A 17,127-nucleotide genomic window follows, 5' to 3' on the forward strand; every position below is an offset into this window, starting at 1 on the left:
TTTCTGTAAGCGTTCGCAGGTATAAGAAAGCGCTTACAAATTAAATTGTTAATCCTAAGAGGAGGTTTTTATGGGAAAGTCTTTTTTTGAAAAGCGTCCTGTTTTTAGTATTCGTAAGCTCTCAGTTGGAGCTTGTTCTGTTGTGATTGGGATTTCTGCCTTGGGTCTTTCAAGGGTCTATGCGGAAGAAAAGCCAGGCCTCGAAAGTGAACCGACTTCGATGGAGACACCAAGTGTTGTGACGGAAAAATCAGAAGCGGAAGTTCCTGAAGCTGGTGCAAGGGTTTCAGAAGCTCCAGCTGTCATCACCCCTACCAGAGCTGAGGAAAAGCCAGCGCCTCAAGGCGAAGGCCAGCCCGTTTCTGCTTCATCTGAGCGTGCTACAGGAACGGAGGAAACTGCTGCTCCAAATCAAAATCGTGTGGCGGAGGATATTGTGCAAGATCGAGAACGTGATTTTAATAAAGATTGGTATTTTAAATTAAATGCGGCTCCTGGTGCAGAAGGGCGTCAAGTGGATGTCAAGGATTGGAAAAAATTAGATCTTCCTCATGACTGGTCTATTTTCTTTGATTTCGATCACAACTCTCCTGCTCAAAATGAAGGGGGGCAATTAAACGGTGGGGATGCTTGGTATCGTAAGACCTTCCGTTTGGACGACAAGGATCTAGATAAGAAGGTCCGCTTGGAATTTGGCGGGGTTTATATGGATTCCAAAGTCTATGTAAACGGACAATTCGTTGGTCATTATCCAAATGGCTACAATGCCTTTTCTTATGATATTACTCCTTATTTGAATGCGGATGGAAGCGAGAATACCATCGCCGTTCATGTGGTCAATCAACAACCAAGTAGCCGCTGGTATTCTGGTAGCGGGATTTACCGGGATGTTAAGCTGAGTGTAACGGACAAGGTTCATTTAGCGCAGTATGGGACTACGATTACGACCCCTCAGTTGGAAAAACAGCAAAACGGGGCAGTGGATACAGTGGTGAAGAGCCGCATTGTCAACCAAGATGATCAAGCTCATAGTATTTATGCGGAATATGAAATTGTCGATCAAAATGGCCAAGTGGTGAGCGAAAAAACGCGCAGTGAAGCACAAGCTGTTTTAGCAGGTCAAGAGATCAACCTATCTCAAACCCTCCATGTTGAAAAACCAACCCTCTGGGATGTGAAAACGGATCATCCAGCTCTCTATACCTTGTATACGCGGGTTTATCGGGATTCGCAGTTGGTGGATGTGCAAAAGGAACGCTTTGGTTATCGCTATCTCAACTGGACACCAGAAGGTGGCTTCTTCCTCAATGGGGTGGCGACGAAATTCCACGGGGTATCCCTTCACCATGACCACGGGGCTCTTGGAGCTGAGGAAAATTACAAGGCTGAATACCGTCGTCTCAAACAGATGAAGGACATGGGAGTCAATGCCATCCGGACGACCCACAACCCAGCCAGTGAACAAACCTTAAAAATTGCTGCTGAGTTGGGCTTGATGGTCCAAGAAGAAGCCTTTGATACCTGGTATGGTGGCAAGAAGCAATACGATTATGGTCGTTTCTTTGAAAAAGATGCCACTCACCCAGAAGCTCGTAAGGGGGATACTTGGTCAGATTACGATCTACGGACCATGGTAGAGCGGGACAAGAACAATCCAGCCATTGTCATGTGGTCAATCGGTAACGAAGTCGGTGAAGCAGATGGTTCAGACAAATCTGTCGCAACCGTTCGTCGTCTGGTCAAGACCATCAAGGACGTGGATGCAACTCGCTATGTCACCATGGGAGCTGATAAATTCCGCTTTGGTGATGGATCAGGAGGGCATGAAAAGGTAGCGGCAGAGCTCGATGCAGTTGGATTTAACTATTCAGAGGCTAACTATGAAAGCCTACGCGCTAAACATCCAAACTGGCTCATTTATGGTTCTGAAACCTCTTCTGCAACGCGGACACGGGGCTCTTACTATCACCCTGAAAGAGAGTGGGTCGGTAGCAACCAAGAAGACCGCCACTATGAACAATCAGACTACGGCAATGACCGGGTTGGTTGGGGTCGGACAGCGACCGCCTCTTGGACCTTTGACCGCGATCATGCCGGCTATGCAGGACAATTTATTTGGACTGGTACGGACTATATCGGTGAGCCAACCCCATGGCACAACCAAAATGACACACCTGTGAAAAGTTCTTATTTCGGTATTGTCGATACTGCTGGCCTTCCAAAGAATGATTTTTATCTTTACCAAAGTCAATGGGTATCGGCCGAGAAACATCCGATGGTCCATCTCTTGCCACACTGGAACTGGGACAATCCAGAATTAGCCAATCGAGTCATGGATGAAGAAGGACGGATCCCTGTTCGGACCTTCTCCAATGCCCACAGTGTGGAATTGATTGTCAATGGGGAATCACAAGGAGTGAAGACCTTTACCAAGAAGACCACAGCTGATGGCCGGACCTACCAAGAAGGGGCAAATCCAGATGAACTCTATCTAGAGTGGTTGGTCCCTTATGTACCAGGTAAAGTAGAAGCTATTGCGCGCAACGAAGCAGGAGAAGTGATCGCGAAAGATCAAGTCGAAACAGCCGGCAAGCCTGCGGGTGTTCGTTTGTTGAAAGAAGAACACGCGATCGCAGCGGACGGTAAGGATTTGACCTATATTACCTATGAGATCGTCGATGAAGAAGGCCGTGTCGTGCCAACTGCCAATAATTTGGTGCATTTCCATTTGCATGGACAAGGCCAAATTGTCGGTGTCGATAATGGGGAACAAGCCAGCCGTGAACGCTACAAAGCGCAGGAAGATGGCTCATGGCAACGCAAAGCCTTCAACGGCAAAGGGGTGGTCATTGTCAAATCAACTGAGCAGGCGGGTGCCTTTACCCTGTATGCAGACTCAGATCGCTTGCAATCAGACCAAGTCAGCCTCTTTACAGGTAAGAAGGACCAAGCAGAACGCACTGTATTAGGTGTGGAACCTGTTCGACAAAGTGCTTATCTAGGAGAAAAACCAACCTTACCAAGTAAGGTCAATGTGGTCTATAGTGATGGCAAGGCCCAAGAAGAAACCGTTGAATGGGATGCGGCAGACTATAGTCGTGCTGGCCAAGTCCGTGTGACAGGACATGTTCAAGGACGCACGGTCGAAGCTCTGGTCGATGTGATCGGCGTGGAACAAGTCCTTCCAGTCATCAAACAAATCCCACAGGGAGCAGATCTAGCGACAGTGGATAAAGCTGTGCAATTAGTCTTCACCGATGGGACCACTGCTCACTATGAAGTTGATCAATGGACCTTGGAAGCTGGTCAAGAAGATCAGTTGTCCACACCAGGTGCTCGCTTGAAGGCGACAGGTCTCCTAGGCAATGGGGAAACGGTCCAAGCGACGCTAGTGGTTGCAGGAGGAGATGTAGCCAAGGCTAAGAAACCAACGGTTCAGCTAGATGGAGTAGCTCTTCCAAAATTTGGTAGTGGCAACCATACCATTTTCCGTTCCCTCGCTTATGGTCAAGAGCCAGGTCAAGTCACAGCTAGTGCAGAAAATGCCCAAGTGACAGTTCTACAAGCTAACCGTGAAAATGGTTTGAAAGCCCAAATCTTTGTGACTGCTAAGGATACGGGAGCTGTCCAGACCTATGTGGTTCAATTCCAAGAAGAAAGTCCACAGATTGAGCGCCTAGAATTGCGTCTGCCAGAAGGACAGGAACTCAAGGAAGACCAGACGGTACCACTTGAAGTCATTGCCCATTACCAAGATGGTAGCCAGGCAAGTCTCAAAGCAGATCAAATCGATGTGAAAACAAGAGCTGGTAGCCAAGGAAAAGCCGTCGCAACCAATAAAGGTTTGGAATTGCGAGAAGCAGGATTGGTTCATTTAGAAGCCAACTTCCAAGGACAAACGGGAGAAGTCAGCTTTACTATCACGCCAAATCCAGAAGAAAAGACAGTTGTCAAGGTGCGTCCTGTACGGATTAGTACGGATCGAAACGTTTTGCCAGCTCTTCCAGAGACCGTCTTGGTCGAGTATGACAAGGGATTCCCTAAAGAAAAACGCGTGACCTGGGATGCCGTGACAGCAGACCAAGTCAAGGATTACCATAGCTTTACAGTCACCGGTCATGTAGAGGGTGTGGAGAAAGAAGCTCAAGCCCAAGTGACGGTTGAAGGCATTATCGCTGTAGAAGAAGTCAGCACGACAACGCCAGTCGGTGAAAAACCAGCCCTTCCAGAAAGCGTACGGACCTATCACTCTAATGGCAAGACCTATACTGCTAAGGTGGCCTGGGATGCGGTCGATCCGCAGCTCTTGGCCAAAGAAGGAGAAGTTGTCCTAGCCGGTCGTGTAGAAGGAACGGATCTTCCAACCCGTCTTCATATTCGTGTTTCTGCAAATACAGTCAAGGGGGCCAACGTAGCAGAACAATGGACAGGCTCAGTCTTGCCACTCGCTTTTGCAAGTGACTCTAACGATGCAGATCCAGTTGCTAAGGTCAATGATAAAGTCATCTCCTTTACCGATGCTCCAGCTAACCGTTGGACCAACTGGGGTCGTAACAATGCGGAAGATTCTGTCGGTATCTTGTTTGGGGATTCTGGTATCTTGACCAAGCGAGCAGTGGACAACCTCCATGTTGGTTTCCACGAAGACCACGGCGTTGGAGCTCCAAGTGAATATGTGATTGAGTACTATACAGGGGAACAAATCCCAACAGTTCCAAGCAATCCAAATCGTGTCAAAGACGAAACAGACCATCCATTTAACAATCCAGCTAACTGGAAAGAAGTCAGCAACCTAACCGTTGAAGAACCGGTAGCAGCTGGTAAGATGAATCATTTCAGTTTTGATAAGGTCGACACTTATGCCGTTCGGATCCGTATGAAGACGCCAGAAGGCAAGCGTGGAAGCTCTATTTCAGAGATTCAGATCTTTGCCAATAAGGTGGCGGCAGAAGAAAAGAGCCAGTTGACCATTCGCGTCAATGGCGATGTATTGCCAGGTGTCAACCCAAGTGTGACCGATTACTACATCGATGCGCGTGATCGTGCTTATCCACAAGTGGAAGCGACAGCCAGCCATCACGGCCTTGCAACGGTTGTGCCAAGCGTCCATGAAGGTGAGCCAATCCGTGTCATCCATAAAGCAGAAGATGGTACTATCTTACAAGAATACCGCCTCCATCTCACAAGTGATGCAGAAAAACTGAAACAAGCTGCTCCAGTAGCAGTAGAAGCAGGCAGACGTTTTGTGAAAGTCGGTCAAGATCTGGTTCTACCATCTACCGTAGGCGTTTATTTCCAAGGGGACACAGGCTATGAACGCAAGGAACTTACGGTGGACTGGCAGCCTCTACCAGCTGATGCACTTTCTCACGAAGGTAGCTTCACGCTGGAAGGAAAAGTCATTGGCTATGATCTGACAGCTCAGCTGACCGTCCGGGTGTCAGAAAAGACAGGAGAAATCCTCTCTGTGAACCGTGACTACAATGCAGAGGATACCAGAGCATTTGCTAGTGAAACAAACGATCTCGATCCAAATCAAATCGACTATATCGATTACATCAATGATGGTGGCTACAATGAGTACTACCGTTGGACCAACTGGAAGAGAGAGCCTGATCAAACTGAAGTGTTTGCTGGTCTCATCTTCAAGAAAAATGGTCAAGTAACAGAGCGTTTGGTCAATAAAGTAGCAGTCGACTTCTTTGCAGATCAGGAAACAGGCCTGCCAACGAAAACGGTTCTTGAACGCTATATTGGTCCAGACTTTGATGTTCCGGATGATTATGGCAATCTGAAGAATCTTCCAGATCATCCATTTAACCAGGCCTCTAACTGGGAAGAAATCCCGTATAGCTTGGATTATGCCTTTGAACCTGGTTATATCTCTAATCTCAGCTTCAACGAAACCAGAACTAAAGCCATCCGTTTAAGAATGGTCCGTGATGAACATCTAAAAGGAATCGGAATCATTGAATTGAGCGCCTATGCCCCAACAGAAGAGGCTCAGGCAACAACTGATGTCACCATCCAAGTGAATGGCAAAGACCTAGAAGGCTTTCAACCAGATGTGACAGATTATCATATAGAGTATGAAGGAGACCGTCCAATCGTTTCAGCACAAGGCAAGAATGGAACAGCCGTTACGGTCATCGATGCTAAAAGTGCCAATGCTCCGGTTCTTGTCAAGGTTGTCTCAGAAGATGGCAAGCTCGAAAAAGTATATCAACTTTCTCTATCCGCAAAAGCACCTACAGGCTCAGCCATTCCCGAAGAAGGGGTTAAGAATCTGGTCCACACCAAACCAGAGTTGGTGATTGAGCCAGAAGAGATGGGCTTTGAACGCCTAGAACGTCCAAATGCGGATCTTCCAAAAGGTGAGAAACGTGTGGTTCAAGAAGGTCAAAAAGGCCGCAAATTGCGCTTGGTGGAAGTTTCTCAAGAAAATGGTGTGGAAAGCCGGAAGGAACTGGATGCCTTTGTAGAGCTAGATCCAGTGGCAGAAATCACAGAGGTGGGCACGAAAGAAGTGCTTCCAGACACTCCACAACCAGAACCACAACCGCAGCCAGAGCCACAACCGCTTCCGAACCCAGAGACTTCTCATGTCTCAGAAGGACCAGTAGCTACCGCAACTCCTCAAGCATCTCTTGAGGTCAAAGCGGTGCGCCAGGAAGGGACAGATGCAGCAGGAGAGGAAGTCGAGAAAACAGCTCAAACACCAGCAGTTTCAGCTGCTCCAGTTTCCGAAGGAAGATTACCAAATACAGGAACGGAAGAAAGCGTCGCAAGCCTCGTTGCTGGAATCTTAGCGGCAGGCCTTGCCAGTGCTGTGCTGGACGATCAGAAAAAAAGAGCCAATAAGGCCAAGTAAAACAGCTAGAGAAACTAGCAAAATACGGTGAAAAGTTCACAGGTAAAAAGAAGGAGGATGGGGAAGCCCCACCCTCTTTACCTGGTGACATAAAGGAATAGAATATGGGAAAAAGATTAGTTGATCAGAGAAATCGATTTGGCATTCGTAAACTCTCAGTGGGCGTCTGCTCGGTAGTCGTAGCGACTTGTTTTTTTAGGAGCTACTACCAGTTACGCAGAGGAACAAGCTGAGAGGAGTGAACCACGTGAAGAACGGGTTGAAACGAGCGATGTCGATCACCAAGGAAAGGAGGAAAAAACTGTGAACGAGCACCAAGAAGAATCAGAACAACCCTCACCAGCTACTAGTGAGAAAGAAAATCGCACAGTCAGCCAAGGGACAGAAGCCACTCAACCTGCCACTTCTCTAGACGAGGAGACTGAGATTGCGGATTACGGACCACTTCCAAGCAAGGCTCAGATGCAATACCACCGCGAAGAACTAGCAGCTTTCATCCACTTTGGGATGAATACTTACTACGATCGTGAGTGGGGAGATGGGCAAGAAGATCCTTATTATTTCTATCCAGAGCATCTGGATACCGATCAGTGGATCAAAACCCTGAAAGATGCTGGCTTTAAACGGACGATCATGGTCGTCAAGCACCACGATGGCTTTCTCTTGTACCCTTCCAAATACACCGACCATACCATTGCCAAAAGTGGTTGGAAGGAAGGAAAAGGCGATGTCCTAGCCGAGGTTTCTGCTTCTGCCAGCAAGTATGATATGGACATGGGGGTCTATCTCTCTCCTTGGGATGCCCACAGCCCGCTCTACCATGTGGATACAGAGGACCAATACAATGAATACTATCTCAACCAGCTTAAGGAAATCCTTGAAGATCCAAAATATGGGAACAAGGGTAAGTTCGTAGAAGTCTGGATGGATGGTGCGCGTGGCGATGGAGCTCAAAAGGTCACCTATACCTTTGACAAGTGGTTTGAAGCCATTCGCAAGGCCCAAGGGGATATAGCTATCTTCTCAGCTGAGCCGACCAATGTTCGTTGGATTGGAAATGAAAAGGGGATTGCTGGAGATCCGGTTTGGCAAAAGGTCAATCCGGATAAGATCCGCAACAATCCATCTAATAGCTACCTCAATCACGGGGATCCGGAAGGGAATCAATACTCAGTGGGAGAAGCCGATGTCTCTATTCGCTCCGGCTGGTTCTACCATGACAACCAAGAGCCTAAGTCCTTGCGCGAATTGATGGACATTTACTTCAAATCGGTTGGCCGTGGAACTCCACTCTTGCTCAATATTCCACCCAACCAAGACGGAAAATTTGCGGAGGCTGACGTGGCCCGTTTGAAAGAATTCCGTCAGACCTTGGACCAACTCTACAGTGTGAACTATGCGGCAGGAGCTTTGGTAGAAGCTGACTCAACACGACGCAATCCTCTCTACAAGGCCAGCCATTTGACAGATGGCGATGAAAAGACCAGTTGGGCCCCGGCTGATGATGCCAAGACCGGCTCTTTTGTCCTGGATCTTGGAAAAGAACAGCATTTTGATGTGGTAGAGCTCAAAGAAACCATCGAGAAAGGCCAACGGATTTCTGGTTTCACCATTGATGTGGCAGTGAATGGCCAATGGGTTCCATATGGGGCTGGCTCAACTGTAGGATACCGCCGATTAATCAAAGGGCAACCAGTTGATAGTCGCTATATCCGGGTGTCCATCACCGATGCCCAAGCTACTCCAATCTTGAACGGAGTCTCTGTCTATAAGACGCCAGCCAGCATTGAAGAAACCGATGGCTATCCGCTTGGTTTGACTTATCATTCCGACCGGACTGCTGAGCGGGCCAATGGCCAATGGAATGAAGAGGGAGAAGGCGTCCGAGGCACCTCTATGTGGACCAAAGAAAAGGGAGCTTCGGTGACCTATCAATTTGAAGGCACCAAGGCCTATGTCGTCGCAACTGTCGACCCTGGTCATGGGGAAATGGATGTCTATGTCGATGGCCAAAAGCTAGCGACCGTCAATACCCAAAGTCCAAGCCGCAAACGCAGCCAAAAGGTCTATGAAACACCGGATTTGGCAGCAGGATCTCACACCTTGACCTTGGTCAATAGCAAGGGAGATGCGATCGCAACGGAAGGGATTTATGCCCTTAACAACCAAGAAAAGGGGCTCTTTGAGTTTGCTCAGCCAACCCTAGCTGTTAAGAAAGGCGACCCAGCGCAAGTCGTCGTCAAGAGAAAAGGTGGCTCTAAAGGAAGTGCCAGTCTGAAATTAATCACAGAACCAGGAACAGGAGTTCATGGCAAGGTCTACAAAGATACCAACGTCACCCTTGAGTTCGCAGATGGAGAGACGGAAAAAACAGTCCAAGTTCCAACTCTTGATTTTGCAGGAAAAGCGACCGATGTCTATGACTTTAAGGTCAAATTGCTCCATCCGGATCAAGGAAGCTTGGTCGGCTTTATTCCAGAACTGACAGTCCAAGTGATGAACGAGGACTTGCTTCCAGAAAATCGCAAAGAAGTAGATGACCAAGATCCAAAGCTGCACTACAGTGAGGGTTGGCACCACGAGACAGACAATCCAAACTTCTCAAATGGCACAGAATCTTGGTCGAGCTTTAACCAAGTGACCGATGAGGAAGGCAAGAAACACATTGATGTGACCATTACCTTTAAGGGCACGGGTGTGGAGGTTCGAGGAGTAGTCGACCCAAGTCATGGTCTCTACAGCGTCACCCTAGATGGAAAAGAAATGGCCTTCGAAGAAGGTCGTGGCCATGATTATGAAATCGACGGCGATCATTACTTCAGTGGCTATGGATACCAACGCAAGCTCGACCAGAGTTTGGTCAATCTGCAAGGTCTAGCAAAAGGCTACCACCAGCTACGCTTGCATCTGGATCCAGCTCTCAATGATCCTCAGTCATCCAGAGCCATCCAGGTAGACCGATTTATCCTCTCAGGGAAAGATAGCCAGTTGCTCAGTCAAGAAGAGCTGCAACAGATCATCAGAGAAGGAGTAGAAAAGATCAAGGCTACTTCTCTCGAACGCTTGAAAGCAGACCTCAAACCGACGGTTCAAGGAAAATTGACGGACTTGACGCAGTTGTTGGATCCAGAGAGACCAGATCTGGTTGCTATAGCTAATCAAGTGGAAGCCCTTGAAACCATCTTAGAAGATGCTCACAATTATGAACCCCTGACGCAGACACGACCAGATCAAGGTGTTCGGGATCTGATTCTTGAAAAGCCAGAACTTCTCATCGAAGCAGAGGAGATTCCATTTGAGAGTCAAACGCGTGAAAACAAGGATTTGGCCAAGGGCGAGAGCCGGATCCTTCAAGCAGGGAAGGTCGGACGCCGGCTGAAATTGATCGAGGTTCGACAAAAAGAAGGCAAAGAAATTCGGACAGAAGTCGATGCCTTTGTCGAAGTGGAGGCCCAGGACCAGATCACAGAAGTCGGAACGAAGGAAGCGGAAGAAAGTCCGTTAATAGCTGATATGCCGACTCCAACCACACCTGTAACTCCAAGTAAGGAGCAGCCAGAAGTTACAACTCTTTCTCAAGCAGAAGACCAAAAAGAAAAAGAAAGACCCGTTCTCTTGCAACCGAAAACCCCAGAAGCAGTTTCTGTTTTGACTTCAGACCATTCGGAAAAAGAAGGTGTTGAAAGTCCGTCTCTACCATCGGAAGGAAAACTTCCTCAATCCGGTACAAAAGAAGGTGGTTTCTTTGCTTGGTTAGGCCTTCTTGGTCTAGGTTTCTTGGGTGGAGGCGCCAAATTCGCTCGTCGCAAAGAGTAGTTCATTCTTCGCATAAGAGGTTAGGACACAAGTCCTAGCCTCTCAATTATTTTTGGATTGGCGAGCAAGACGCAGTGGTTGAGTGGGCTCTACTACGCTGATTTCATCAGCTTTTGCAGCCCTACTCAACTGTGCGGAGGTGGGACGACGAAATCGAATTCTAACGAATTACCGATTTCTGTCCCACTCTCTTTTATTTTTCTCCCTTCCTTAAGAGATTCCTATTTCCATGGAGTCTTTGCTTTATTTACAGGCGTAAAAATTGTATAATAGTCAAATAAGGTCAATGATGAGAAGGAACACTCCAAGGCCATTTTTTATGGGCCAAAGAGCAGAGCATCCATCTAGAAAAAAAACAAGCCAGAAAGGAGCATCATGGCAAATAAGAACACATCTGATAGCATTGAAGCTTATATTAAGGCCTTGCTGGCTCAAGCTGGCATGGCAGAGCTCAAAAGAAGTGAGTTAGCCGATGTCTTTCAGGTCGTACCCAGTCAGATTAACTATGTCATTAAGACTCGTTTTACCGAGAGTCGAGGCTATATTGTAGAGAGCAAGCGCGGTGGTGGGGGCTATATCCGCATTGGCAAGGTCCAGTTTTCAGATCACCATCAGATGCTCCAAGACTTGGCAGCCAATATTGGAGAGACCATCAGCCAGCAGGTCTTCAATGATATCCTCCAGATGCTCTATGAAGAAAAATTATTGACAAGACGTGAGACTCAGCTCTTGCTTGCGACAACCTCCGATGAAGTCCTAGGCCGAGATGCTCTCATCCTACGAGCAACGATGCTGAAAAAAATTATTCAACAAGTAGATAGAAAAGGAAATACCGACTAGATGAACTATTCAACAGCACTGTTAGAAAGTATAGAAGCGGCCCAAATACTAGCAGGCCACTATCAGGGGCATACCTTAGATACTTGGCATCTCCTGACGGCTATGGCCAATAATCCCTATAGCGTGGCAGGTTCTGTACTTAACGATTATCCTATGCAGATCGATGAGTTTCAGGATGCAGCGGAGCATATTACAGGCCAAACTTTTCAAAGCGACAATCGGTATGAAATCTTCCCATTTTCATATCGGATGGAAGCCATTATGAAACACGCAAGAGAGATTGCCCAGGTCCTTCATGCCAAGGCCTTGGGAACAGAGCATGTGCTCCTCTCTCTTCTAGCAGACCGTGGGACCTTGGCGAGCCAAGTCATGGAGTTTGCCGGCTTTGCCTTTACAGAGCAAGACAAGGGAGTTCCTATTGCCTCCCTTCGAAAGAATCTTGAGGACAAGGCAGGCTGGGATAAGAATGATATCAAAGCCATTCGGAGCCTCTATCGGGCCCAAAATCCTAACCGCCAAACCATGGGAAATATGATGGGCATGCCCCCAAGCACCAGTGGAGGTCTTGAAGATTATACTCGTGATTTGACAGAAATGGCGCGTGCCGGCCAGCTCGAGCCTGTGATTGGTCGGGATGCAGAGATTTCACGCATGATCCAAATCCTCAGCCGCAAGACGAAGAACAATCCTGTATTGGTGGGAGAAGCAGGGGTCGGAAAAACCGCCCTTGCCTTAGGTCTGGCTCAGCGTGTCGCTAGTGGCAATGTTCCAGCTGAAATCGCACAGATGCGTGTCTTAGAATTGGATCTCATGAATGTCGTTGCAGGGACGCGCTTCCGTGGGGACTTTGAAGAACGGATGAACAATATCATCCAGGACATCGAAGAAGACGGTCACGTGATTCTCTTTATCGATGAACTGCATACCATTATGGGGTCAGGATCCGGTATTGATTCGACCTTAGACGCAGCCAATATTCTAAAACCAGCCCTGGCACGGGGAACCTTGCGTACAGTTGGAGCAACGACTCAAGATGAGTACCAAAAGCATATCGAAAAAGATGCAGCCCTCTCTCGGCGTTTTGCGAAAGTCACCATTGAAGAGCCAAGTGTTGCAGATAGCATCCAAATTCTCCAAGGCTTGAAAGAGACCTATCAGGACCACCATCATGTGACCATTACCGATGAAGCGATCGAAACAGCTGTCAAATATGCCCACCGCTATTTGACCAGTCGTCAATTGCCAGATTCAGCCATTGATCTCTTGGATGAAGCGGCAGCTACCGTACAAAACCGCGATTCCAACGGTCACGTAAAAGAAGAGTTGACCGCCTTGGATCGGGCCTTGATGGATGGCAAGTGGAAGAAAGCAGCCCAGTTCTTAGAAGTAGAGGCTGCTCCCGTTGTCTACAAAAAAGAAGTCACTGACCAAGATGTCTTGGTGACTTTGAGCCAATTATCTGGTATTCCAACTCAAAAACTGACTCAAACCGATGCCAAGAAGTACCTCAACTTAGAAACAGAATTGCACAAGCGCGTGATTGGTCAAGACCAAGCCGTTTCGAGTATCAGTCGGGCTATTCGACGCAATCAATCAGGTATCCGTAGCAATAAACGTCCGATCGGTTCTTTCATGTTCCTAGGACCTACCGGTGTCGGAAAAACAGAGTTAGCCAAAGCTTTGGCGGAGGTTCTGTTTGATGATGAATCGGCCCTCATCCGTTTTGATATGAGTGAGTACATGGAAAAATTCGCGGCGAGTCGCCTCAACGGAGCCCCTCCAGGCTATGTGGGCTACGAAGAAGGAGGCGAGTTGACCGAGAAAGTCCGCAACAAACCGTATTCAGTTCTCTTATTTGATGAGGTGGAAAAAGCCCATCCAGACATTTTTAATGTCCTTTTACAAGTCTTGGATGACGGGGTCTTAACCGATAGCAAAGGCCGGAAGATCGACTTCTCCAATACCATTATCATCATGACCTCAAACCTGGGAGCAACAGCCCTTCGGGATGATAAGACAGTTGGCTTTGGTGCCAAAGATATCCGCTTTGACCAAGCCAATATGGAAAAACGCATGTTTGAAGAGTTGAAGAAGACCTATCGTCCAGAGTTTATCAACCGGATTGATGAAAAGGTGGTCTTCCATAGCCTCTCAAGCGAGGACATGCAACAGGTGGTGAAAGTCATGGTCAAACCGCTCATTGCGACCTTGGCAGAACAAGGCATAACCCTCAAATTCCAGCCTTCAGCGCTCAAGTTGCTAGCAACCAAAGGCTATGATCCAGAAATGGGAGCTCGCCCACTGCGTCGTGTCTTGCAGACCGAAGTGGAAGATCAGTTAGCAGAGCTATTGCTGAAAGGTCAAGCCCAAGAAGGACAAACGATCAAGGTTGGAACGACAGCCGGAACGATCAAGTTCGAGATTGTCTAGGAGGATGTCATGACGCTTCAGCGATTAACCCGTATTTCGCTTTTGGCGGCCCTTTGTGTCGCTCTACGTCAGGCTTTTGCCCCTTTCCCAAATGTCCAACCTATTTCTGCTATCTTTTTTCTCTTGGTGATATTTGAAGGGTATAACTTTGCTTTTCTTGTGATGATGATCACCATGTTTGTCTCTGCCTTTTTCCTGGGGATGAGCTTGATTGTGTTCTTTCAGATTGTCGCCTTTGGCTGTTTGATGCTCATTTGGCGCATCAGTTACAAGTGGTTGCCCTTTGTCCTTCAGATCCTTTTTGTGGGCCTACTGTCCTTTGCTTATGGGGTCTTGATCGATAGTGTTCATGCCTTGATGTACCATATTCCTTGGTGGACCTATGCTTTGGTCAATGGTTTTAGTTTTAACCTTGCCCATGCTCTGTCGACGATCATTTTCTATCCCATTATCTATCAAATCTTTAGGAGATTTTATGTTGAAAAAAAACATTTCTAGCTTGATGACCTTACTTGCAGCTCTTCTTTTAGCGAGTTGCGCTTCGTCTCATAGCACAAACCATCAAACAACAGCTTCTAGCACAGAAGTTGCCAAGAAAAACGAAATTTCGATTACGATTAGCGTGACGCCAGAAGGTCAAAAAGCGCAATCGAAAACCTTGAAAGTAGCAGAAGAGAGCAACCTTATGAAAGTGCTCAAAGCCAACTACAAGATTGAAGAAAAAAATGGCATGATCACCTCGATTGACGGTCACAGCCAAGATGAAGCAAAAGGTCTTTACTGGATGTACAAGATCAATGGCGAAATGGCTCCAAAAGGTGCTGCTGAAACCACCGTTAAAAAAGGGGATAAGATCGAATTCTATCAAGAAGTGTATAAATAATGAGGAGAGAGTGGGACAGAAATCGGTAATTCGTTAGAATTCGATTTCGTCGTCCCACCTCCGCACAGTTGAGTAGGGCTGTAAAAGCTGATGAAATCAGCGTAGTAGAGCCCACTCAACCACTGCGTCTTGCTCGACAATCCAAAAATAATTGAGAGGCTAGGACTTTTGTCCCAGCCTCTTTTTTGCTAAAGTTTAGAACTTACTTAAAACTTCTTTCAAATTAGAAAAATATTTGAGAAACTATTGACAGCCTCATATAACAGTGTTACAATAATGTTACAAAATATTACAAATGTTACAAAAAGAGGTTCTGTTATGAAAAACAAAAAAATCATTTCCCTAGCAGCCCTAGCTTTGACAGCTAGTCTTTTCCTAGGAGCTTGTGGCGGGAATAAAGAAGAAAAGACAACAGAAGCAAGTAGTTCAAAGACCAGTCTGGTTAAACAAACAAGTTCTTCTTCTAAGAAAAAAGTGATCACTAGTAAAGATCCGATTGCCTCTTCATCCTCTGATAGCAAATCAGAAGAAAGTCATACTGTTGGTAGCAAAAATAACCAAGCTGCAGCTAGTCAAACACCTGCTCCAGCCAAAGAAGCAACACCAGCAGCACCCGTAACAAAAGAAACAAAAGAAACAAAAGAAGTAGCCACTCCAGCAACACCAGCGAAAGCAAAATTGCCAAGTCTAGAAGACGGTCATGCCCATGCTAAGAAGCAAGCTTCTGCTACGGAGAATGCCCAATACAAGGGAGTCTATTCTGTAGCAGCAGGGGATTTCTCTGCAGCAGCTGGGAATTGGTCTGACAAACGCGACACTGGAGTCACTATTGGCCAAGGTGGTCAAGTGACCATCCAACTTCCTGGGGGCCAACCCGTAGCCTATGGTATCAGTGCTTATAACTATACCTTGGATGATGGCCATTACCATGCTAATCTCTCAGCAGGCGATGGGTCTGCGGCTACTCTAGATATCGTAGTTGGAAAAGATGGCTCTGTATCTAGTGTGACGGTTTTGAAAGACGGTGTCAGCCACTCCCTCACTCGTGAATAAAATTCGAAAGATCTGAAAGGATAAGCTTCTCTTTTCAGATCTTTTTTTGTTGGTTTGAAGAAAAATATATTTTTTTATAAAAAACTATTGACAGATGGAAAATATAGTTTATAATAAAAACATAAAGAAAATCTATTTATAAAAAATTATAAAAAGGAGTTCATATGAAAAAAGAAAGAATTGCCCTGGTTTTTGGAACCTTTGCGCCTCTTCATCAAGGGCATATTGACCTGATCCAGCGGGCCAAGCGTCAGTGTGATCGCGTTCGTGTCATCGTATCTGGTTATGAAGGGGATCGTGGCGAAGAAGTCGGGTTGACTTTACAAAAACGCTTCCGTTATATCCGCGAAGCCTTCTCTAATGATGAGTTGACCCAAGTCTATAAGCTAGATGAGACAGAACTTCCTCGTTATCCTTTGGGCTGGGAGCCTTGGTTACAAACAGCCCTTGACACCATCCAGTATCAAACAGAGACAGAAGAGTTGATCTTTTATGTAGGGGAGAAAGCCTATAAGGAAGAGTTGGAAGCTAGAGGGTTTGAAGTTCACTTAGAAGAGCGTCGCTTTGGGATCTCTGCTACCATGATCCGGGAAAATCCAAGCAAATACTGGAAATACATTGCCCAGCCCTTCCGTCGCCAGTTCACGAAAAAAGTCTTGATCATGGGGAGCGCCAGCAACGGGAAAACGACCCTTGCAAAGGACTTGGCTCGCTTTTACGATGCACCTGTTAGTCTTGAGTATGCACGTGAATACCAGATCAAGAACAATGTTCGAGATGATGAGCTCACGCCAAAAGATTACTATTACCTACTCTTAGGACAGTATGATCAAACCTCTAAGCTCATCGATAGTAGTGCCAATCGAGGCCTAGTCATCGCAGATACCAATTCCCTGGTGACCAAGGGTTACTACGACTACTACATGGAAGTCGAAGGCCAGGATACCAGCATGACCGATACCTTTGACAACCTCTTTGTTAGTATTTTGTCCAAAGAAAAATGGGATTTGATCCTCTTTGTACAGCCGATCGGCTCTTATGTCAATGATGGTTTCCGAGATATGACCATGGCTGATGAAAAGATCCGCACCAGCTTTTCAAATTACCTGGACCAATTGCGCCAGCAATACCTAGGAAACATTCCGACTACTTTCCTCGCATCAGACTACCTCGGCAACTACGAAGAAGCCAAGAAGGTGATCGATGCCATCTACCAAGCCGACTAAGGAGCAGC

The 17,127-nt window shown here is 46.9% G+C and carries 9 protein-coding genes; all 9 read left to right on the forward strand.

All coding sequences use genetic code 11. The annotated features are described in order from the left end of the window. Positions 1 to 70: 70 nt before the first annotated feature. A complete protein-coding gene (locus AC6IZR_RS01455; protein ID WP_497848639.1) occupies positions 71 to 6,871 on the forward strand; it encodes an Ig-like domain-containing protein in 6,801 nt (2,266 codons plus the stop codon). A gap of 104 nt (positions 6,872 to 6,975) precedes the next feature. Beyond that, complete coding sequence (locus tag AC6IZR_RS01460) at positions 6,976 to 7,104, forward strand: YSIRK-type signal peptide-containing protein (RefSeq protein ID WP_141751792.1); 129 nt, start codon at positions 6,976 to 6,978, stop codon at positions 7,102 to 7,104. Between the two features lie 70 nt (positions 7,105 to 7,174). Then, the gene (locus AC6IZR_RS01465; RefSeq protein WP_497848640.1) at positions 7,175 to 10,687 is read left to right on the forward strand and encodes an alpha-L-fucosidase; all 3,513 of its coding nucleotides are present in this window, start codon (positions 7,175 to 7,177) and stop codon (positions 10,685 to 10,687) included. Between the two features lie 375 nt (positions 10,688 to 11,062). After that, the gene (locus AC6IZR_RS01470; protein WP_049489260.1) at positions 11,063 to 11,527 is read left to right on the forward strand and encodes a CtsR family transcriptional regulator; all 465 of its coding nucleotides are present in this window, start codon (positions 11,063 to 11,065) and stop codon (positions 11,525 to 11,527) included. Further along, entirely contained in the window at positions 11,528 to 13,957 is a 2,430-nt protein-coding gene (locus AC6IZR_RS01475) for an ATP-dependent Clp protease ATP-binding subunit (protein ID WP_497848641.1), read from the forward strand. Positions 13,958 to 13,966: 9 nt separating this feature from the next. Then, complete coding sequence (locus AC6IZR_RS01480; protein ID WP_497848642.1) at positions 13,967 to 14,455, forward strand: ECF transporter S component; 489 nt, start codon at positions 13,967 to 13,969, stop codon at positions 14,453 to 14,455. Next, positions 14,433 to 14,840 (forward strand): DUF4430 domain-containing protein, encoded by a 408-nt coding sequence (locus AC6IZR_RS01485; protein WP_497848643.1) that lies wholly within the window; start codon positions 14,433 to 14,435, stop codon positions 14,838 to 14,840. Before AC6IZR_RS01480 ends, AC6IZR_RS01485 begins: the two co-directional genes overlap by 23 nt. A 318-nt stretch (positions 14,841 to 15,158) precedes the next feature. Beyond that, positions 15,159 to 15,893, forward strand: coding sequence for a hypothetical protein (locus AC6IZR_RS01490; RefSeq protein WP_070587786.1), 735 nt, complete (start codon positions 15,159 to 15,161; stop codon positions 15,891 to 15,893). A 164-nt stretch (positions 15,894 to 16,057) separates the two neighbouring features. Further along, positions 16,058 to 17,119: an AAA family ATPase gene (locus AC6IZR_RS01495; RefSeq protein ID WP_070587790.1), complete on the forward strand. Its 1,062-nt coding sequence runs from the start codon at positions 16,058 to 16,060 to the stop codon at positions 17,117 to 17,119. Positions 17,120 to 17,127: the final 8 nt, after the last annotated feature.

The organism is Streptococcus mobilis (assembly GCF_059727625.1).